This is a genomic window from Ferrovibrio sp. (assembly GCF_046297895.1).
Lineage (GTDB): Bacteria > Pseudomonadota > Alphaproteobacteria > Ferrovibrionales > Ferrovibrionaceae > Ferrovibrio.
Genome location: NZ_JBKBHC010000007.1, coordinates 33,884 through 53,934, shown reverse-complemented (window position 1 = coordinate 53,934; position 20,051 = coordinate 33,884). Strand labels below are relative to the sequence as shown.

At 66.0% G+C, this 20,051-nt stretch carries 20 protein-coding genes; 14 read left to right on the top strand and 6 right to left on the bottom strand.

What is annotated here, in order from left to right:
• Nucleotides 1-13 precede the first annotated feature (13 nt).
• From ACK4FK_RS13175 to ACK4FK_RS13160, 4 genes are all read right to left on the bottom strand, one after another.
• Nucleotides 14-1,510, bottom strand: a complete 1,497-nt coding sequence (locus ACK4FK_RS13175) for a thymidine phosphorylase family protein (RefSeq protein ID WP_409745423.1) — start codon at nucleotides 1,508-1,510, stop codon at nucleotides 14-16.
• A 4-nt stretch (nucleotides 1,511-1,514) separates the two neighbouring features.
• Nucleotides 1,515-2,021: a DUF1003 domain-containing protein gene (locus tag ACK4FK_RS13170; RefSeq protein WP_409745422.1), complete on the bottom strand. Its 507-nt coding sequence runs from the start codon at nucleotides 2,019-2,021 to the stop codon at nucleotides 1,515-1,517.
• A 90-nt stretch (nucleotides 2,022-2,111) separates the two neighbouring features.
• Nucleotides 2,112-3,818: an adenylate/guanylate cyclase domain-containing protein gene (locus tag ACK4FK_RS13165; RefSeq protein ID WP_409745421.1), complete on the bottom strand. Its 1,707-nt coding sequence runs from the start codon at nucleotides 3,816-3,818 to the stop codon at nucleotides 2,112-2,114.
• Between the two features lie 9 nt (nucleotides 3,819-3,827).
• Nucleotides 3,828-4,511 (bottom strand): TetR/AcrR family transcriptional regulator, encoded by a 684-nt coding sequence (locus ACK4FK_RS13160; protein WP_409745420.1) that lies wholly within the window; start codon nucleotides 4,509-4,511, stop codon nucleotides 3,828-3,830.
• 221 nt (nucleotides 4,512-4,732) lie between these two features.
• On the opposite strand from ACK4FK_RS13160, the gene ACK4FK_RS13155 reads away from it, so the two are divergent.
• The gene (locus ACK4FK_RS13155; RefSeq protein ID WP_409745419.1) at nucleotides 4,733-6,064 is read left to right on the top strand and encodes a tetratricopeptide repeat protein; all 1,332 of its coding nucleotides are present in this window, start codon (nucleotides 4,733-4,735) and stop codon (nucleotides 6,062-6,064) included.
• Between the two features lie 31 nt (nucleotides 6,065-6,095).
• On the opposite strand, the gene ACK4FK_RS13150 is transcribed toward ACK4FK_RS13155, so the two are convergent.
• Nucleotides 6,096-6,599 carry a MarR family winged helix-turn-helix transcriptional regulator gene (locus tag ACK4FK_RS13150; RefSeq protein WP_409745418.1) on the bottom strand — a complete coding sequence of 168 codons (504 nt, stop codon included), beginning with the start codon at nucleotides 6,597-6,599 and terminating at the stop codon, nucleotides 6,096-6,098.
• 159 nt (nucleotides 6,600-6,758) lie between these two features.
• On the opposite strand from ACK4FK_RS13150, the gene ACK4FK_RS13145 reads away from it, so the two are divergent.
• The 10 genes from ACK4FK_RS13145 to ACK4FK_RS13100 all read left to right on the top strand — a co-directional run bounded on the left by ACK4FK_RS13145 (nucleotide 6,759) and on the right by ACK4FK_RS13100 (nucleotide 17,631).
• On the top strand, nucleotides 6,759-7,709 hold the full coding sequence (locus tag ACK4FK_RS13145) for an alpha/beta fold hydrolase (protein WP_409745417.1): 951 nt from the start codon (nucleotides 6,759-6,761) through the stop codon (nucleotides 7,707-7,709).
• Nucleotides 7,710-7,719: 10 nt separating this feature from the next.
• Entirely contained in the window at nucleotides 7,720-8,460 is a 741-nt protein-coding gene (locus ACK4FK_RS13140) for a methyltransferase family protein (RefSeq protein ID WP_409745416.1), read from the top strand.
• An 11-nt stretch (nucleotides 8,461-8,471) separates the two neighbouring features.
• Nucleotides 8,472-9,320: an alpha/beta fold hydrolase gene (locus ACK4FK_RS13135; RefSeq protein WP_409745415.1), complete on the top strand. Its 849-nt coding sequence runs from the start codon at nucleotides 8,472-8,474 to the stop codon at nucleotides 9,318-9,320.
• A gap of 149 nt (nucleotides 9,321-9,469) precedes the next feature.
• Nucleotides 9,470-10,243, top strand: coding sequence for a trehalose-phosphatase (otsB, locus tag ACK4FK_RS13130; protein WP_409745414.1), 774 nt, complete (start codon nucleotides 9,470-9,472; stop codon nucleotides 10,241-10,243).
• Nucleotides 10,240-12,066, top strand: coding sequence for a glycoside hydrolase family 15 protein (locus ACK4FK_RS13125; RefSeq protein ID WP_409745413.1), 1,827 nt, complete (start codon nucleotides 10,240-10,242; stop codon nucleotides 12,064-12,066). Before otsB ends, ACK4FK_RS13125 begins: the two co-directional genes overlap by 4 nt.
• Nucleotides 12,051-13,418: an alpha,alpha-trehalose-phosphate synthase (UDP-forming) gene (gene otsA, locus ACK4FK_RS13120; protein WP_409745412.1), complete on the top strand. Its 1,368-nt coding sequence runs from the start codon at nucleotides 12,051-12,053 to the stop codon at nucleotides 13,416-13,418. Before ACK4FK_RS13125 ends, otsA begins: the two co-directional genes overlap by 16 nt.
• Before the next feature lie 31 nt (nucleotides 13,419-13,449).
• Complete coding sequence (locus ACK4FK_RS13115; RefSeq protein ID WP_409745411.1) at nucleotides 13,450-14,295, top strand: serine hydrolase domain-containing protein; 846 nt, start codon at nucleotides 13,450-13,452, stop codon at nucleotides 14,293-14,295.
• 51 nt (nucleotides 14,296-14,346) lie between these two features.
• Nucleotides 14,347-15,306, top strand: coding sequence for a GNAT family N-acetyltransferase (locus ACK4FK_RS13110; protein ID WP_409745410.1), 960 nt, complete (start codon nucleotides 14,347-14,349; stop codon nucleotides 15,304-15,306).
• Nucleotides 15,303-16,199: a DMT family transporter gene (locus ACK4FK_RS13105; protein WP_409745409.1), complete on the top strand. Its 897-nt coding sequence runs from the start codon at nucleotides 15,303-15,305 to the stop codon at nucleotides 16,197-16,199. The genes ACK4FK_RS13110 and ACK4FK_RS13105 overlap by 4 nt, the downstream gene beginning before the upstream one ends.
• 34 nt (nucleotides 16,200-16,233) lie before the next feature.
• A complete protein-coding gene (locus ACK4FK_RS13100; RefSeq protein ID WP_409745408.1) occupies nucleotides 16,234-17,631 on the top strand; it encodes a multicopper oxidase family protein in 1,398 nt (465 codons plus the stop codon).
• Nucleotides 17,632-17,652: 21 nt separating this feature from the next.
• Here ACK4FK_RS13100 and ACK4FK_RS13095 read toward each other — a convergent pair whose 3' ends face one another.
• Nucleotides 17,653-17,970, bottom strand: coding sequence for a DUF1476 domain-containing protein (locus ACK4FK_RS13095; protein ID WP_409745407.1), 318 nt, complete (start codon nucleotides 17,968-17,970; stop codon nucleotides 17,653-17,655).
• Nucleotides 17,971-18,202: 232 nt separating this feature from the next.
• Here ACK4FK_RS13095 and purC point away from each other — a divergent pair, with 232 nt between their 5' ends.
• From purC to purQ, 3 genes are all read left to right on the top strand, one after another.
• Complete coding sequence (gene purC, locus ACK4FK_RS13090; protein WP_374301876.1) at nucleotides 18,203-18,967, top strand: phosphoribosylaminoimidazolesuccinocarboxamide synthase; 765 nt, start codon at nucleotides 18,203-18,205, stop codon at nucleotides 18,965-18,967.
• Nucleotides 18,968-19,064: 97 nt separating this feature from the next.
• Nucleotides 19,065-19,319 (top strand): phosphoribosylformylglycinamidine synthase subunit PurS, encoded by a 255-nt coding sequence (gene purS / locus ACK4FK_RS13085; RefSeq protein WP_409745406.1) that lies wholly within the window; start codon nucleotides 19,065-19,067, stop codon nucleotides 19,317-19,319.
• 5 nt (nucleotides 19,320-19,324) lie between these two features.
• Nucleotides 19,325-20,020: a phosphoribosylformylglycinamidine synthase subunit PurQ gene (purQ, locus tag ACK4FK_RS13080; protein ID WP_409745405.1), complete on the top strand. Its 696-nt coding sequence runs from the start codon at nucleotides 19,325-19,327 to the stop codon at nucleotides 20,018-20,020.
• Nucleotides 20,021-20,051: the final 31 nt, after the last annotated feature.

Genomic DNA, 20,051 nt, shown 5'->3' with positions numbered 1-20,051 from the left:
TACGCGGGCCCGGTCAGGCCGGTCTGCCGTTGACGACAAAGCCGCTGTCCTGCGCGGCCAGATCGGCGGCGAAGCCCAGATCGGCCGGCAGAGCGGCATGGATGCGATACAGCGGCTCGCCCCTGCGCACGGTGGCGCCGGTTTTCTTCAGCAGGTCGACGCCGGCCCCCTTGAAGGCCGGCGCACCGGCCATGCGCGCGATGCGCGCGATGCGCAGGCAGTCGATGCTGATCACCACGCCGTCCCTGGGCGCCAGCACCTCATAGCCGGTCGGGCTTGGCGTTATGCTCAGGCCGCTCGGGCCCTGGGTTTCGATGATGCGCTCCATGGCTTTCAGCGCCGCGCCGGAATCCAGCAATTCGCGGGCGCGGCGCAGGCCCTGGCCGCCGGCGATGCCGGCATCGGCCTCGATCAGCACACCGGCCAGCAGGATGGCCCGCTCGCGCAGATCCTGTGGCGCGCCCCTGTCGTTGCGCAGAACTGCCATCACGTCGCGCGCCTCCAGCATCGGCCCGATGCCGTTGCCGATCGGCTCGCGGCCGTCGGTGATCACGATCTCGATCGGCAGGTCCAGCGCGCCGGCGACATACTGGAACAGCTTGCGCAGCCGCACGGCCTCCTCCTGGCTGCGCACCTTCGCCGTGGGGCCGACCGGAATGTCGAGCACCAGGAAGCGCGCGCCGGCGGTCAGCTTCTTGGACAGGATCGAGGCCACCATCTGCTCGCGCGTGTCGATGCGCAGCGGGCGCTCCACGGTGATCAGCACGTCGTCGGCCGGCGAAAGGTTCACACGCCCGCCCCAGACCAGGCAACCGCCGATCTTCTCGACGATGGCGCGCATCTCGTCGGTACCGATATCGACGCGGGCCAGCACCTCCATCGTGTCGGCGGTGCCGGCCGGCGAGGTGATGGCGCGCGACGAGGTTTTCGGAATGGTCAGGCCATGGGCCATCACGATGGGCACCACGATCATCGAGGTGCGGTTGCCCGGAATGCCGCCGATGCAATGCTTGTCGACCACCATCTTGTGGTCCCATTCCAGGCGGTGGCCCACATTGGCCATGGCGCGCGTCAGGCTCAGCACCTCGTCGGGCGTCATGAAGCTGGCGCAGCCCACCAGGAAGGCGGCGATATCCATCTTGGAATAGCGCTGGGCCGCCACATCGCGGATCACCGCGTGATATTCCGCCTCGCTCAGCACGCGGCCCTGGATCTTGGCGCGCACTGCCTCCAGGCTTTCCACCGGCCGCGGATGCTCGATGCTAACATCCGTGCCCTCGGCCCGGCCGAACAGGCGGAAGGCCTCCTCGGAAAGTCCGAGCTCGCCGGGCGCCAGCAGGCCCGGATCGTCCACGATGTTCAGGGTGGCCGGAATGCACAGGCTGCCCGCCTTCACCTCGATGCGGCCCAGCGCCTGGAATTCCTCGGCCCGGTACAGCGTGCAGGCACGGCTCAGATAGGCGATGCTCTCGCGATGGGTATCGATGGCGACGCGTTTGAGTTTCAGCATTCCGTTACGCAGTCCTGTTCTCGCCCTGATGGCCATCGACCTTCTCAACCAGGGCATTCACGGCCTTGGTCAGGGCGAGGATTTCCTGTTCGCGCAGAAGATCGATCTTCTGGTGCAGAAGCTCGATCTCCAGTTCGGCCTTGATGTTGATGCTGTAGTCGCTTTCGGCGCGCTGGCGATCGATATCAGCCTGCCGGTTCTGGCTCATCATGATGATGGGCGCCGTGTAGGCCGCCTGGAATGACAGCAGAAGGTTGAGCAGGATGAAGGGATAGGGGTCCCAGGCATCGCGGCCGACGATGGCGTTGCCAACCAGCCATGCGGCCAGCAGGCCGGTCTGCAGCAGTATGAAGCGCCAGGAGCCGACCACGGCCGCCACCGCGTCCGACACGCGGGCGCCGATGGTGGCGCCCCCTGCCGCATGATGGACGGTGCGCCGGTGGGCGCTGTTGCGGCGCAGATCGCGCAGCAGAACGGTGTCCTGTTCAGTCAGACGGTGCGAGTTCGTCATTGCGCTGCTCCAGGCTGCGGAAGATGCGGCATTCTAGCCGCAGTCTAGCGATCCGGTCAGCCGCCGGGATTGACGGAGGTCAAGCCGCGATCATTCCGCCGGCTGCGGCGCCGCAAGCTTGCGCGCCACCAGCACGGCCAGCGGCTCCGACTTGCCGCGCAGGGTGACGGTTTCGTGTTGCCAGTCGAAACCGCCCAGGCCCTCCGCGCCGGCCCGTTCGGCCACTTCCGCCGAGATCACCAGCTCGGCGCCGAAATCCTTGGTCGCGCTTTCCAGCCGGCTGGCGGTATTCACGGCATCGCCGATGGCGGTGAGATGCATGGCGCTGCCATGGCCCATCTCGCCGACGATGGCCGGGCCGCAATGGATGCCGATGCCCAGTTTCAGCATCTGGTCGAGATCCATCTTCAGCGCCTCATTGAGCCGGCTTAAGCCCATTGCCATGCGTCGCGCCGCATCCAGCGCGCGGCGGCAGCCTTCCTCGGGGCCCTCCTCGATGCCGAACAGGGCCATCACGCCGTCGCCGATGAATTTGTCCAGCCGCCCGCCTGCGCCTTCCACCGCCTCGCCCATGGTCTTGAAATACTGGTTCAGCACGAAGACCACGTCGTAGGGCAGCTTGCTTTCCGACAGCTTGGTGAAACCGCGCAGGTCGGCGAACAGGATGGCGATGCGCCGCTCGGCGCCCTGGGCATGGCTCGCGGCGCCATAGACCACTTTCGCCGGCACGCCGGCCGGCAGCAGCGGCGTGACGGCGATATCGGCTTCGGGCCGGATCTGGCAGGCCAGGCGCACGCCGGGCGGTGCGCCGATCCGCTCCAGCACGCGGCGCTCAGCGGCATCGGGCGCCGGCAGCATGGCGGCGCCTTCGCCGCCCAGCCGCACGCGACAGGTGGAACAGCGGCCCTGGCCCCCGCAGACCGCGGCATGCGCATAGCCGATGGCGCGGCTGGCCTCCAGCACGCTCACGCTGCCGGCCTGGCCGCGATAGCGGCGGCCGTCGGGGTAGCTGATAGTGATGCTGCCGCGCCGCCGCCGCAGCAGGGTCGACAGGAGGCGGCCGATCAGGGCCGCCGCGAGCAGCACGATCATCACGCCATAGGCAAGCTCGATGGCGCGGAAGCCGAATTCCTGCCCGGCCGGCCCCGGCCAGTTCAGGCCGGCGCGAAAGGCATCCAGCCATTCGGGACGCTGCATCAGCAGCATCACCGAACGCCCGCCCGAGACAAAACCGAGGATCGCCAGCATCGGCAGCAGCAGCGCGACGGCATAGAGGAAAGGCCAGGCGCGTTCAAAGGCAGGCTTCAGCCGCAGCCAGTAATAGACGCCGATGCAGCCATGGCCCCAGGCGATCAGGATCAGGATGTTCTGGCGCAGGCCGATCAGCGGCTCCTGCACGAACAGCACCAGCAGGACATAGGCGTAGGAATCGTTCAGGTCGAACGCGGCATTCAGGCCCCGCGTGCCGATCACATGATCGACGGCCAGGGGCGGCACAAGCAGGCCGAGCGAAATCTGCGTCCAGCCCTGCCAGGGAATGCCGCGGTAATGGCCGCGTCGCACCCAGTTGTAGAGCGCCAGCATCGGATGCAGCAGCACGGCGCCATAAAGCAGGATGCTGCCGGGCCAGCTGCGCCAGACGAAGGTGAAGACCGCCGAGCCCGCCTCCATGGCGGCCAGCGATATCACGCCCAGCGCATGGTTGATGAGATGCGTGATCAGGAAGGTGAACAGCACCAGGCCGGAAGCCAGCTTGGTGCGGCTGTAGAGGTCCTCGAAACGCCCTGGCGCTGCCATGGCGGCAGCCTAGGCGGGCGCCGCTCCGGCGTCCAGCAGGGCCGGTTTCACACTCCCGCTATTCTGGGTGGCGGCGCTATCGGCAGGCATGAACAGCAGTTCCAGGTAGTTCCGGTAATGCCGGAACTGCGCCGCCACCGCCTTGGGGTCGTGCTGCACCTTCGAGAGGATATAGGCGCCCTCGGCCTGCACCAGACTCATCTCGGCCAGGGTTTTCAGGTCCACCGGCAGGCGCGGGCGATACAGCCGCATCACCTCCTCCAGCTTGCCCATGATCCGCGCGGTCCAGTCGCTGAACACCGCGCGTGTCACGCGCAGGGTATTGTCGTCGAAAAGCTGCGCCTCATAGATGAACGAGGCATACAGGCAGCCGGGATAGGGCGCCGTCAGCTTGCCCAGTTCTTCCTCGTACAGGCCCATGCAGATCAGGATCTGCTGCAGCGGATCGCGGCTTAAGGCCTCGGCGCGGGCCATGTTGGCCTCCAGCAGGGCGGCGTCATGCATCGCGTCGCGCTGCACCAGCGCCAGCGCCAGATCGGCCTTGGTTTTGAAGTGATAGAAGAAGGTGCCCTTGGTGATCCCGGCGCGCGCAATCACGGCGTCCACCGTGGTGGCCGCGAAGCCGGTTTCCAGGATCAGCGCCTGGGCGGCATCCATGATCGCCTTGCGTGTCGCCGTACCGTCGCGGGCCATTGGAACTCCTCTAAAGAACTCAATATAAACTGTCTGGTCGGTTTCACAAGACGGTGATGAAAGTCCAGCTAGACTTGTGGAATACGGAAAAATCCATTTCTATCAACATAATAATAGCGCTCTCCGGTTGCAGATCGGAGGCCCATATATACTCTTGACGAAACCGAAGGGGTATATTTATACCGACTGGTCAGTTTTAAACCCAATCGGAGACGGACACGATGTTGAAGGATACCCACGGCCAGGTCTGCAGCGGGGCCACGGCCGAAGCCCTGGCGGGCTACGAAGAGGCGCTGGCCCAGTTCAACTGCTATCGCGGCAACCCCGTCGAGGCGATCGAGACGGTGATCGCCGCCCAGCCCGATTTTGCCATGGCCCATGCCCTGCGCGCCCACCTCTATCTCAGCGGCACCGAGGCTGCCGGCCTGGCTCCGGCCCGCGACAGCATCGCGCTGGCCCGCCGCCATGCCCGCACCGAGCGCGAGAAGCTGCATGTGGCCGCCGCCGAAGCCCTGGCCGACGGCCGCTTCGACGATGCCGGCGAGCGCTTCGACGACATCCTGCTCGATCATCCGCACGACCTGCTGGCCCTGCAGATGGGCCATCTGTTCGATTTCTATCGCGGCCTGTCGCGCAACCTGCGCGACCGCGTGCTGCGTGTGCTGCCGGCCTGGGACGGAAAGCGGCCGGGCTGGCATGCCGTGCAGGGGATGCTGGCCTTCGGTCTGGAGGAAAGCGGCGATTATGCGCATGCCGAGGCCGCCGGCCGGCAGGCCTGCGCGCTGGAGCCGCGCGATGCCTGGGCCCATCATGCGGTGGCCCATGTGATGGAAATGCAGGGCCGCGCGGAAGACGGCATCCGCTGGGCGCGCGATCGCATGGAGCATTGGGCACCCGACAATATGATGGCGGTGCATAACTGGTGGCATCTCGCGCTGTTCCATCTCGAGCGCGACGAACATGACGAGGTGCTGGCGCTCTACGATCAGCACATACGCGGCGGCCAGTCCACCGTGGTTCTCGACATGATCGATGCCTCTGCCATGCTGTGGCGTTTGTATCTGCGCGGCCTGGATGTCGGCATGAAGCGCTGGAGCGAACTGGCCGAGGCTTGGTCGGGCCTGGTGCAGGACGGCATCTACAGCTTCAACGATGTGCATGCGCTCATCAGCTTCATCGGCGCCGGCCGCCGCGACCTGATCGAGCAGCAGATGACCACGCTGCGTCGCGCCGCCGCGAGCAAGCGCGGCGACAATGCCCTGATGGCGGCGCAGGTGGGCCTGCCGCTGGCGCAGGCGCTGCTGTCCTTCCAGGCCGGCCATTATGCCGATACGGTGCAGCGTCTGCGGCCGTTGCGTTATATCGCCAGCCGTTTCGGCGGCAGCCACGCCCAGCGCGACCTGCTCGATCTCACCCTGATCGAGGCCGCAAAACGCGATGGCGATCTTAGCCTCGTGCAGGCCCTGAGTGCGGAGCGGCTGTTCCTGAAACCGGCCAGCCCGATCGCCCAGCGCTATCGCATGCTGGCCCTTGCCGGCAAGGCAGCGGCGTGACCGCCGCCGCATAAATACCGTCAGAGGCCGCCTATACCGTAAAGGCGGGCCGCACCTGGTCGGCCAGCGCGCGCATCACGGCTTTCCAGTGTTGCTCGGCTTCCGGCCCGGTCGCGGCAAAGGCCTTGGCAAAGGCCTGGTATTGCAGGTCTGTCAGCTTGCTCTCCAGTGCCGCGCCCTTGGGCGTCAGCGTCAGCAAAGCGAGCCGGCGATTGGTCGGCGCCGCTTTCTGCGCGACATATCCCTGTGCGACCAGGTCGCGCAGCGGCCTGTGCAGCGCCTGACGGGATACGGCCAGCATCTCGATCAGGCTGCCGATGGCAATGCCGGGTTGGCGTGCCACCACATAGAGGATGCGGTGGTGCGGCCGCCCGAAGCCCAGCTTGTCCAGCACGCGGCCCGGTCCGGCCACGCCGGCGCGGTAGCCCAGATAAAACAGCGAAATGGTCTCATCCACCGATCCGCGCAGCGAATCGAGAATATCCCTGCGCGGGACCGGGATGCGCGGCGTGGAGGATTTTTTGGCGACCGTCATGGGCGGAGTCCAGAAACCGGGGGATGCGTCTGCGTAGCATACACCAATGATTTCAGAGGGCTAGCGGCCTGAGCTGGTGCGGGGCGACCAATATATCAATAGTATTGATATTATCAATAAGATTGATATATTTGCCGCCGTTCAAAGGCGATCCACCCCATGCACCGCATCATGTTCATCCTGCTCTGTTGTCTGATCTCACTGTCGTTGGCCGGTGCTGCCACTTGGTTCCTGGCGCCGGCGGCGGTGTTGCGCGACCTTGTCGTCGCAGTCGAACGCAAACGCGCCGGACTCGCCGCGAAAACGATTCTCGTCCGGGACCAAGCCGTGGCCTACCTCGATGGCGGACCGATGACCGATCCCGCACCGATCCTGCTGGTCCATGGCAGCAGCGGCGAGAAGGACAACTGGAACCGCACCGCGCGCTTCCTTACGCCCCATCATCGTGTGATCGCCATAGATCTGCCAGGCTTCGGCGACAGTCCGCGCTGGCCTGTCCATGATATTGGGTTAAAGGGACAGGTTGCGGCGCTGGCGGCCATCGTCGACGCGCTCGGGCTGCATAGGCTGCATCTCGGCGGCAACTCCATGGGCGCACGCGTCGCGGCGCTTTATGCCGCCGCGTATCCCGACCGTGTGCGCAGCCTGTGGCTGCCCGGTCCGAGCGGGGTCCTGTCGGCCATGCCGAGCGACCTGCTGCGGCATCTGCAGGCGGGCGGCGACAATCCGTTGTTCATCCGCAGCACGAAGGACTATCCCGCATACCTGGGCTGGCTGATGGCGCACCCGCCATCCATTCCCGCGCCGATCAGGCGCGCCTTGGCCGAACGTGCGCTCGGCAAGGCGGATTACCATCGCAGGGTCTTCGACGCTTTTGCCCGCGAAACCACGTCGCTGGAGCTCAGCATCAGCGGCATGACGGTACCGACCCGCATTGTCTGGGGCGAGCAGGACCGCATCTGGCATGTCTCGGGCGCCACGTTGCTTGCCGATCGCCTGGCGCAGGCCTCGCTGCTGCTGCTGCCCTGCGGCCATCTGCCGATGATCGAGATGCCGGAAGCCGTCGCTGCCGACTATCTCGCTTTCCTTGCGTCTCTGCCCACATCCTAGGAGTCCGATCATGCGCGGAATGTTGTTTGCCCTGTTTGCCTATCTCGGTTTTGGTATCGCCGCGCTGGCCCTGGCGCTGTTCATCGCCGTCCCGCTCAGCGCCGGTCTGGGGTTGCCCATTCATATCGACGCCGCACTCTGGCCCGAGTTATTGCCCTGGCTCGCCGGGGCCATCGATCTCGGCCTGATCATATTGTTCGGCCTGCAGCACAGCGTGATGGCGCGGCCAGGCTTCAAGCGGTGGATGTCGGCGGCAGTGCCGGTGTATCTGCAGCGCGCCGTCTATCTGGTGGCAACGTCAATCATGGTGGCGGTGCTGATCGTGTTCTGGCAGCCGCTGCCGACCGTAGTCTGGCAGGTACAGGACAGCTTCGCTGCCATGCTGATCTGGATGCTTTATGGCTTCGGCTGGCTGCTGCTGGTCGCCGCCACCTTCATGATCGACCATTTCGAACTCTTCGGCCTGTCGCAGCCTTTCCGCCAGTGGCGCGGTCTGCCGGCGCCGCATGACGAATTCCGCACATCCTGGCTTTATCGCTACATGCGACATCCGATCTATACGGGCTGGCTGGTGATTTTCTGGGCCACGCCGCAGATGTCGGTGGGCCATCTGCTCTTCGCCATTGGCATGAGCGCCTATATCGTGGTCGGCATCATCTATGAAGAACGCGATCTGATCGCAACCTTCGGCGGCCGTTATCGCGATTATCGCCGCCGGGTTCCGGCGCTGATACCCGGCCTTAAGATCTAGGAGCTGTTGCAATGCCGATGCTGGAAACGGCCGTGGGCCGCTTGTCCTGGTTCGACAATGGCTGTGATGGAGCCGCTGCGCCCCGCCTGATGCTGCTGCATTCCGGCGCTGCCTCGCACCGGCAATGGCGACCGCTGATCGCAGCGCTTGGTCGCGGCTGGCATATTGTCGCGCCCGATCTGATCGGCCATGGCGAAACGCCGATGCCCGATCACGGCAGGCCCACGCTGGAGGAGGAAATAGCCCTGCTGATGGCTTTGCTCGAGCGCATGGATGGCCCGGTGCATCTGGTCGGGCATTCCTATGGCGGTGCCATGGCGCTGGAACTGGCACGCCGCCAGCCGCATCGCATCGCCGCGCTGGCCATGTATGAACCGGTGGCTTTCGGTCTGCTGCGTGACAGCGGCCAGCGCGATGCGTGGCGTGAGATCGCATTGGTGGCGCAACGTCATATCGAACTGGTGGAAAACGGCGATGCGCGCGCCGCCGCCATCGCGTTCCTCGATTACTGGGTTGGCCCCGGTGCCCTGCAGGCGATGCCAGAGCATATGCAGGTTTATGTCACGGGTTGCATGAGCACGGTGGCAAACGAATTCCGCGAACTGTTGCAGGCACGCGAAGCCGCGGTTGACGATCTGAAATCCCTGTCCATGCCGGTGCTGCTGCTTTGCGGCAGCGAAACCACGCTGGCGGCGCGCGGCGTGATTGCCGAACTGCGCCGTCTGCTGCCGGCCGCGCGTCATATGAATCTGTCCGGCGCAGCCCACATGGCGCCGGTCACGCAGCCAGAGCGGGTGAATTCATATCTGATCGATTTCCTGCACACGGTCGCGGGGATGACGGAGCCGCTGGCGGTCTGATTACATGCCGATGTTCCCCTGATGTCCGCGCCCCGGTTCCCAAAAACGTGGAACCGGGGTTGCAATCCCACGTTCGGCTCCTAAATCTTCTCGGAAATCCGAGAAAATACTTTGTTCTATCACCCGGTTTCCGGGGGGCCGTGCGTTTGATGACCGAACCCATATTCACCAGCCCTGGCATGCTGGGTGCGCCGCCGTTGCCGCAGGCCGACTGGGCGCTGTTTCTCGATATCGACGGCACGCTGCTCGATATCGCCGAGGCGCCCGACCGTGTCGTGGTGCCGCCCCCGCTGCGCGACCATCTCAGGCATGCGGCCGAACGGCTCAGCGGCGCCCTGGCCCTGGTGTCTGGCCGCGCGCTGGGCAGCGTCGATGCATTATTCGATCCGCTTCGGCTGGCGGCCTCCGGCCAGCATGGCAGCGAATGGCGGCCCGCGCCGCAGGCTGACATCCATCCGGTGGCCGGCCCGCCCCTGCCCGATATCCTGCAGGACGCGGTCGCTCGGCTGGCCGGACTGCATCCGGGCATCCTGATCGAGCACAAGAGCCATGCGCTGGCCGTGCATTACCGCAACGCGCCGGAACTCGGCGCCGAACTCGGCCAGCGGCTGTCCGGAATGCTGGCGGGCCATGACGGGCTGATGCTGATGCCCGGCCGTCATGTCTGGGAGGTGAAGGCCGCCGGCCTGTCGAAGGGCTCGGCGGTGGAGCTGTTCATGCGTGAACCGCATTTTGCCGGCCGCCGCCCGGTCTTCATCGGTGATGACCGCACCGACGAAGACGGTTTCCGCGCGGTCGAAGACATGGGCGGACTGGCCCTGCCGGTCGGGGCGCTGGCGCAGGTCTGGCCCGGCCGCCATGGCTTCGCCGATGCTGCCGCCGTGCGCCGATGGCTCGCCGCCTTCGCGGAGCGGGCGGCATGACAGGACATGCCCCCCGATATACGCCCGGGCAGGCCAATCTCGATCTCGGCGTGATCGGCAACTGCGTCGTGGCCGCCCTTGTCGACCGCGCAGGCCGCATCCTGTGGCATTGCGCCCCGCGGCTGGATGGCGATCCCGTCTTCTGCGGCCTGCTGCAGCCCAAATTTGCCGATGAAGGCGTCTTCGCCGTCGAATTGCGGGACCTGCACGGCAGCGAACAGCATTACATCGACAATACCGCCGTGCTGGTCACCACCCTCACCGATGGCCAGGGCGGCAGCATCCGCATCACCGACTTCTGCCCGCGCTTCAAGCAGCATGATCGCATCTACCGGCCAGCCATGCTGATCCGCCGCATCGAGCCGCTGAGCGGCACGCCGGTGATTCGCATCCGCCTGCGCCCGCTATTCGATTACGGCGCCACGCGGCCCAGCCGTACGCTTGGCAGCAACCATATCCGCTTCACCGCGCCGGGCGCTGCCCTGCGGCTGACCACCGATGCCCCGATCGCCTTCATCGACGCCGAAAGCGAATTCGTGCTCACCGGCCCGGTCACGTTGATCTTCGGGGCCGATGAAAGCTTCACGGCGTCGATCACCCACATGGCGCGCGAGTTCCAGGAACGCACCATCGAATACTGGGTCGAATGGGTGCGCTATCTGTCGGTGCCGTTCGAATGGCAGGAGGCGGTGATCCGCGCCGCCGTCACGCTGAAGCTCTGCGCCGCCGAGGAGACCGGCGGCATCCTTGCCGCGCTCACCACCTCCATCCCCGAGGCGGCCAACACGCCGCGCAACTGGGATTACCGTTTCTGCTGGCTGCGCGATGCCTATTTCACCGTGCAGGCGCTGAACCGCCTGGGCGCGACCAAGACGATGGAGGATTTCCTCCGCTACATCACCACCGTGGTGGCGATCAATCCCGATGCCGAACTGCAGCCGGTCTATCCGCTCAACCCATCGGGTGGCATGGAGGAACGCAGCATCGCCAGCCTGCAGGGCTATCGCGGCATGGGGCCGGTGCGGGTCGGCAACGCCGCTTTCGCCCAGCGCCAGAACGATACCTATGGCTCCATCGTTCTGGCCGTGGCGCAGATGTTTTTCGACCGCCGCCTGCCGCGCCGCGGCGATGTCGCGCTGTTCGAGCAACTCGAGCGGCTGGGCGAGAAGGCTGCGGCGCTGGCGCTCACACCCGATGCCGGGCTGTGGGAATTCCGCGGCCGCGCCCGCGTACATACCCATTCGGCGGCGATGTGCTGGGCCGCCTGCCGCCGCCTGGCCAGGATCGCCGGCGTGCTGGGGCTGGATGCCCGCGCCGGCTACTGGACCGACCATGCCCAGCGCATCCGCAAGGCGATCCTGGAGCAGGCCTGGAACCCGGAACGCAACAGCTTCGTCGAAAGCTTCGGCGGCCGCGACCTGGATGCATCCCTGCTGCTGCTGCAGGAAATCGGTTTCGTCGCCGCCGACGATCCGCGCTTTCTCGGCACGCTGGATGCCATCGGCCGCGAATTGCGCCGCGGCAACCACCTGATGCGCTATGTGGCGCCGGACGATTTCGGCACGCCGCATAATGCCTTCTCGATCTGCACCTTCTGGTATGTCGACGCGCTGGCCGCCGTCGGCCGGCGCGAGGAAGCGCGCGAGATATTCGAAAGCCTGCTTTCGGCCCGCAACCATCTCGGCCTTCTGTCCGAAGATATCGACATGGGCAGCGGCGAATTATGGGGCAATTTCCCGCAGACCTATTCCATGGTGGGGCTGATCGTCTGCGCCATGCGGCTGTCGAAAACATGGGAGGAGGCGTTTTGGCGCGGCTCGTAGTGGTTTCCAACCGCGTGGCGATGCCGCGCGAACGCCTGAGCCGGGCCGGCGGCCTGGCCGTGGCCCTGCGCGAGGCGCTGCAGGCGCATGGCGGCTTGTGGTTCGGCTGGAGTGGCGAAGTGGGCGAACAGGCGGCGAAAGCCCCGCATCGTGTTCGTCAGGGCCGGGTCGATTACGCCGTGCTCGACCTCACGCCCGACGAGCACCGCCAGTTCTATCTCGAATTCGCCAATGCCACGCTTTGGCCGCTCTGCCATTACCGGCTCGGCCTGATCAATTTCAACCGTGCAAGCTGGGACGGCTATCTGGCGGTCAACGCCCGCTTCGCCGATGCTCTGGTGCCGCTGCTCGGCCCTGATGACGTGATCTGGATCCACGATTATCACTTCATCCCGCTGGCGGCCGAACTGCGCCGGCGCGGCGTGCGTAACCGTATCGGCTTTTTCCTGCACATTCCCTTTCCCGCGCCCGAGGTGCTGGCCGCACTGCCCGGCCACGAACGGCTGGTGCGCGACCTCTGCGCCTATGACCTGATCGGATTCCAGACCACCGGCGATGTGCGCGCACTCACCGAATACATCCTGCACGAGGCCCGGGGCAGCGTGGCCGCAGGCGGGAGGATTTCCGCCTATGGCCGCGATCTGCGCGTCGGCGCCTTTCCCATCGGCATCGATACCGACGGTTTCGAGCGGCTGGCCACCATCGGCGCCTGCAGTCCGGAAACCATGCGGCTGAGCGAAAGCCTGGTCGGCCGCGACCTGGTGATCGGCGTCGACCGGCTGGATTATTCCAAGGGCATCCCGCAGCGATTCGAGGCGTTCCATCACCTGCTCGGGTCGCGGCCGCAGCATCGCGGCAAGGTCACCTTCATGCAGATCGCGCCGATCTCGCGCGGCGAGGTGGCGCAGTACCGCAAGCTGCGCAACGAGCTGGATGCCCTGACCGGCCGCATCAACGGCAAGTTCGCCGAATTCGACTGGGTGCCGGTGCGTTATCTCAACAAGGCCTTCTCGCGCGAAACGCTGGCGGGTTTCTACCGCCATGCCCGGGTCGGTTTCGTCACGCCCCTGCGCGACGGCATGAACCTGGTGGCCAAGGAATATGTCGCCTCTCAGGACCCCGCCGATCCCGGGGTGCTGGTGCTGTCGCGGTTTGCCGGTGCCGCGCGCGAGATGCAGGGGGCGCTGATCGTCAATCCCTACGATACCGAGGCGCTGGCCGAGGCGCTCGACCGCGCGCTCGCCATGCCGCTGGACGAGCGCCGCTCGCGGTGGGAGCAGATGATGGCCGTGCTGCGCGCCAACACGATCACGCATTGGCGCGAAAGCTTTCTCAGCCAGCTCAGAGCCTGACGCCATTCGCCCTGCCGGGTATGCTGGCGCGATGAACATGATCCTGGTTGGAAATACGGCATCGGCTTCAGACGGTCCGGTCGTGCCGTGGTGGAGCTTCACCAAGACCGTTCTGGCGGCGGCGGTCCTCGCATTGGTGCGCGACGGCATCCTGCATCTCGACGACAGTCTGCCCGACGCGCCCTATACCCTGCGCCACCTGCTGCAGCACAGGTCCGGCCTGCCCGATTACGGCGGCCTGCCCGAGTATCATGCGGCCGTGGAACGCGGCGAGGAGCCCTGGCCGCTGGCCGAGCTGCTGGCGCGCTGCGATGCCGGCCGGCTGCGGTACACCCCGGGCGAGGGCTGGGGCTATTCCAATATCGGCTACTGGCATCTGGGGCAAACGGTGGCCCATGCCTTCGGCGAACCGCTGGGCAGGGCGCTGGATCTGCTGGTATTCGGGCCACTGGGCATCGAGGGCGTGCATCTGGCGCAGACGCGGGCAGATCTCAAGGGGCTGCCGGGCCTGGTCGCTGGCTATCATCCCGGCTGGGTCTATCACGGGCTGCTGGTCGGGCCGCTGGCCGCGGCCGCGCGGCTGCTGCATGGCCTGCTCGCGAGCGGGTTCCTGCCGCCCGGCCTGCTGCGGGCGATGCGGCATCCCTACCGGCTCGGCGGTCCGGTATCCGACCGGCCCTGGCTGGCGCCCGGATATGGCCTGGGCCTGATGTGCGGCGAGGCCGCCACCGGCCTGCATGTCGAGGGCCATAGCGGCGGCGGTCCGGGCAGCGTGGTCGCCGTCTATCACCGGCCGGCCGAAGGCGTCACGGCGGCCGGGTTTTCACCTGGCGCCGACATGGCGGCGCTGGAGGCGGCGGTCTTCCGATATACTTGACTCAGTCAACTATTACGTCCGAGACTGGCGCCGCACAGCCGGGGAAACGCCATGGCCGCCAGATCCACCCTCACGCCGCAGCCTGCTCTGACACAGCAGATTGAACGCATGCGGCGATTCAATCGCTTCTACACGCACAAGATCGGCGTGCTGGAAGACGGCAAGCTCTACGCCCCTTTCTCGCTGGCCGAGACCCGCGTGCTCTACGAACTGGCGCATCGCGACCGCGTCACCGCCAGCGACCTGGTGCGCGACCTGGGTCTCGATGCCGGCTATCTCAGCCGCATGCTGGCCCGTTTCGGCAGGCAGGGGCTGGTGACGCGCAAGCCGATGCGGGAAGACGCACGGCAGAGCCTGTTGCGGCTGACATCGAAGGGCCGCCGCACCATGGTGCCGCTGGAGGCGGCTTCCAACCGCGTGCTGGAGCCGCTGCTGGCACGGCTCTCGTCTGCCGAACGCGCGCGGCTGAGCGCCGCGATGGACGAGATCGAGACCCTGCTCGGCGGTGCCTCCGCGGCAAAGCCCGCCAGGCCTGGCGTGATCCTGCGGCCGCACCGGCCCGGCGACATAGGCTGGATGGTGCAGCGCCATGCCGAACTCTACAGCCAGGAATACGGCTGGGACGGCAGTTTCGAGGCGCTGGCGGCCGAGGTCGGCGCGGAATTTCTGCGCAAGTTCGATCCCTCCTGCGAACGCGCCTGGATCGCCGAACTCGATGGCGAGCGGGTCGGCAGCGTCTTCCTCATCCGCAAAAGCAAAACGGTGGCCAAGCTGCGCGTGCTGATCGTCGATCCAAAGGCGCGGGGCCTTGGCGTGGGCAAGGCCCTGGTGACGGAATGCATCCGCTTCGCCCGCAAGGCAGGTTATAAGAAGATCACGCTGTGGACCAACAGCGTGCTGACCGCCGCCCGCGGCATCTATGAAAAGGCCGGATTCAGGCTGGTGGCCAGCGAGGCGCATCGCAGTTTCGGCAAGGACCTGGTTGGCGAGACCTGGGAACTTCCATTGTGAAGCCGTACTGGCCCATCCTGGCGGCGGCCAGCGTCGGCATCCAGGTCGGCGCGGCCATGGTGGCGACGCGCTTCGTGGTGACCGAGAGTGGCCCCGCCACGCTGGCGATGTTCCGCTATCTGATCGGCGCGCTCTGCCTGCTGCCGGTGTTGTGGTGGCAGAGGCAGCCCATGCGGTTCGCCCGCCGCGACATCCTGCCCATCGCAGGCCTTGGCGTCATACAATTCGGATTGCTGATTGCATTGCTCAATTTTGGTCTGTCGCTGATCCCGGCGGCGCGCGCCGCGCTGCTGTTCGCCAGCTTTCCGCTGCTCACCATGATCGTCGCGGCCCTGCTCGGCCGCGAACGGATGACCGCGAACAAGAGCATCGGCGTCCTGCTGACCATACTGGGCGTGGCGCTGGCGTTGGGCGAGACGCTGTTCGATCCCGCCCCCGGCCCAGGCCGCGGTTCAGGCCTGCTCGGCGAGGCCGCGGTGTTGCTCGCCGCGCTCTGCGGCGCGGTCTGCTCGGTGCTCTACCGGCCCTATCTGCAGCGTTATCCCACCTTGCCCGTGGGGGCGTTTGCCATGCTGGCCAGCGTGGGCTTCCTGCTGCTGCTCAGCATCCCCGAGGGCCTGTTCGCCGGCTGGCGCGGCTACAGCGCGCAGGGCTGGGCCGCCGTTCTGTTCATCGGCGTCTCCAGCGGCATCTTCTATGCCGTCTGGCTCTGGGCCCTGCGGCATGCCTCGCCCACGCGGGTGACGATCTTCCTGGGCCTCAGCCCGGTGACGGCCGGCCTGTTCGGCGCGCTGGTTCTGGCCGAACCGCTCACGCTACCGTTACTGGCGGGGCTGGCGATTCTGCTGCTCGGATTGTGGCTGGCCCATCGTCCGGAGCGCGCGGCGTGCTAATTTGTATGCCATGGGTTTCTCGCGCCGCACTTTCATGTCCGCCTCTGCTGCCGCGATGGTCGGCTGCATCACCCTGCCGCGCATCGCTCAGCCACGCACCGCACAGGCGGCGGGTTACAGCCTGACTGCCGCGCCCGTGGCATTGCCCGTTGTGCCGGGCCAGCCGGAAACGCGGCTGTGGGGCTATAACGGCAGCCTGCCCGGCCCGCTGCTGCGTGTGCGGCAGGGCGAACGGTTGCGCGCGCTGCTGCAGAACGGCCTGCAGCAGGACACCACGATCCACTGGCACGGCATCCGCCTGCCGCATGCGATGGATGGCGTGCCCGGCCTGACCCAGCCGCCGGTGAAGCCGGGCGAAAGCTTCCTTTATGATTTCGTCTGCGCCGATGCGGGAACATTCTGGTATCACCCCCATGCCGGCAATCCCGAACAGGTCGGCCGCGGCCTGTATGGCCTGCTGATCGTCGACGAGCCCGATCCGCCGGCGGTCGACCGCGACGTCGCCTGGGTCCTGAGCGATCTGCGGCTGGACCGTAGCGCCCAGATCACCGGCGATTTCCGCAATTACATGGACATCACCCATGCCGGCCGGCTGGGCAACACCGCGCTGATGAATGGCCGCCTGGCCCAGCCCTATGCCGTCACGGCCGGCGAACGCCTGCGCCTGCGCCTGGTCAACACCGCCAATGCGCGGATCTTCGACCTGCGCTTCACCGATCACGCCCCCTGGCTGGTGGCGCTGGACGGCCATCCGCTCGATGCGCCGCAAAGGCTCGGGCCCGATGGCCGCATAACGCTTGGACCAGGCATGCGCGCCGATCTCATCCTCGACCTGACCGGCGAACCGGGCCGGCGCTATCCCGTGCTCGACCGCGATTTCCAGGGCCGCGAGCATCGGCTGACCGATCTGGCCTATGGCGAGACGCCGATGGCAGGCGCCGCCGGCCGCGCCACCCCCCGGCTGACGCCCAATCCCGTCGCCGAACCCGATCTGGCCGCGGCCGAACGCCTGCCCCTGGTGCTCGGCGGCGGCATGGGCGTGCCCTATGCCCTGCGGGTCGATGGCGGGCCGGTGCTGGACATGCGCGAGGCCTTCCAGAAGCACCGCATGGCCTGGAGCCTCAACGGTCAGGCCATGACGGATCACCAAGGCCATCACGGCCATGATCCGCTTTTTCGTCTAAAGCTCGGGAAAAGCTACATTTTCGATGTCAGCAACGATACGTCCTGGCCGCATCCCGTGCATCTGCACGGCCATGTCTTCCGGGTGCTGAACCAGCCGGGCCGGCCATGGCGCGACACCGTGCTGCTGCAGCCGGGCGAAACCGCGCCACTGGCCCTGGTGGCCGACAATCCCGGCGAATGGATGCTCCACTGCCATATCCTGGAGCATCAGGCCGCCGGGATGATGGCGACCGTGAAAGTAGGCTGATTCTTACCGGAAAACCGGTATTTAACCCGCGACCTGCTTCTTGGCGACTTCCATCAGCTCGGCCAGCTTGGCCTGCAGCCGGTGTTCGGAAATCTCCACTTTGCCGGCCTTGAGGTCGGCCATCGCCTTGCGGATCACGTCGGCGTCGCCGGCTTCCTCGAAATCGGCCGCCACCACTTCCTTGGCATAGGCCTCGGCCTTGTCGCCGGTCAGCCCGATCTGCTCGGCGATCCACAGGCCCAGCAGCTTGTTGCGCCGCGCGGTCGCCTTGAAGGCGAGCTCCTCGTCATGGGCATGCTTCTTCTCGAAGGCATCCTTGCGGTCGTCGAAGGTGGTCATCCGGGCCTCGTTGTCATGCGGTCTGGCGTGCCCGTTATATAGGAGAGCGGCGGGGCGTGCCGCAAGGGTCGGAGGCTGCGGCATTTTGCGGCGGAAAACCGCGTTTCCGTCTCGGCCGCGGGACCGAATTTCCAGCGCTATTCTGCCGCCGGCCGATTGCGGCAGCGGCCCCCTTGCGCTATTGAAGGGCCAAGCAAATCCCCCGCTTCCCCCAACAGATCACGGGTGTGCCATGACGCGCCGCAGACAGGTCTATGAGGGCAAGGCAAAGGTTCTCTTCGAAGGGCCGGAGCCGGGCACTCTGGTACAGTATTTCAAGGACGACGCGACCGCGTTCAACAACAAGAAAAAAGGCACCATCACCGGCAAGGGGGTGCTCAACAACCGCATCTCCGAATACCTGATGACGCGGCTGGGCGAGGTCGGCATCCCGACCCATTTCGTGCGCCGGCTGAACATGCGCGAGCAGCTGATCAAGGAAGTCGAGATCATCCCGCTCGAAGTCGTGGTGCGCAATGTTGCCGCCGGTTCTCTGGCGACGCGGCTCGGCGTCGCCGAGGGCACCAACCTGCCGCGTTCCATCGTCGAGTTCTATTACAAGAACGACGAGCTGGGCGATCCGCTGGTGTCGGAAGAACACATCACCTGCTTCGGCTGGGCCACGCCGCAGGAGATCGACGAGATCATGCATCTCGCGCTGCGCATCAACGATTTCCTCTCCGGTCTGTTCCTCGGCATCGGCATCCGTCTGGTCGACTTCAAGCTGGAATTCGGCCGCTGGTGGCAGAACGACGAAATGCGCATCATCCTGGCCGACGAGATCAGCCCGGATTCGGCGCGCCTGTGGGATCTGAAGACCAACGAGAAGATGGACAAGGACCGCTTCCGCCGCGATCTCGGCAATGTCGCCGAGGCCTATCAGGAAGTGGCGCGGCGGCTGGGCATTCTGCCCGAGGGCGGCCCGCGCGACATCAAGGGTCCGGACACCATGCAGTAACAGGCGCGATACAGGCGCCGTGAGAATACCGCGGCGGCCCTGCTAAGGCCGCCGCAGCTTTTTGAGCCGCAGTTTTTTGAGAAGGACACAGAATTCCATGAAAGCCCGCGTCCATGTCAGCCTGAAGAACGGCGTGCTCGATCCCCAGGGCAAGGCGATCGGCCAGGCGCTGCACAGCCTTGGCTTCGCCGATGTCGCCGAGGTGCGCCAGGGCAAGCTGATCGAGCTGGAGCTTTCCGGCGCGCTGGCCGCCAAACCGAAGGCCGAGATCGAAGCCGCGGTGAGGGACATGGCGCAGAAGCTGCTGGCCAACACGGTGATCGAGAATTACTCGGTCGAACTGGTGGGCTGAGGCATATGAAAGCAGCGCTGATCACCTTCCCCGGTTCCAACCGCGAGCGCGACATGCGCATGGCGCTGACCAAGGTCAATGGCGGCAAGCCGCCGATTGACGTGTGGCACGGCGACAGCGTTCTGCCCGAGGGCATCGACCTGATCGTGCTGCCCGGCGGGTTTTCCTATGGCGACTACCTGCGCTGCGGCGCGATGGCGGCGCATTCGCCGATCATGCGCGAGGTGAAGAAGCGCGCCGATGCCGGCGTGCGCGTGCTGGCGGTGTGCAACGGTTTCCAGATCGCCTGCGAGGCCGGCCTGCTGCCCGGCACGCTGATGACCAATGCCAGCCTGAAATTCATCTGCAAGGACGTGAACCTGCGGGTCGAGACCACGGCCAGCGAGTTCACAAAGAAATACCGCAAGGGCCAGACCATCCGCGTGCCGGTGGCCCATCACGATGGCAACTACACGCTCGGCGCTGATGATGTGAAGCGGCTGGAAGACAACGACCAGATCGCCTTCCGCTACGCCGATCCGCTCGGCACCGTGTCGCCGGAAACCAATCTCAACGGATCGGTCGGCAACATCGCCGGCATTTACAACGCCAAGAAGACCGTGCTGGGCATGATGCCGCATCCGGAAGACGCCACGGATGCCGTGTGTGGCGGCCTGGACGGCATCGGCCTGTTCGAGAGCATCGCGGAGAGCCTGTCGTGAGTGACGTTAAGAAGGCCGTGCAGTATCCCAA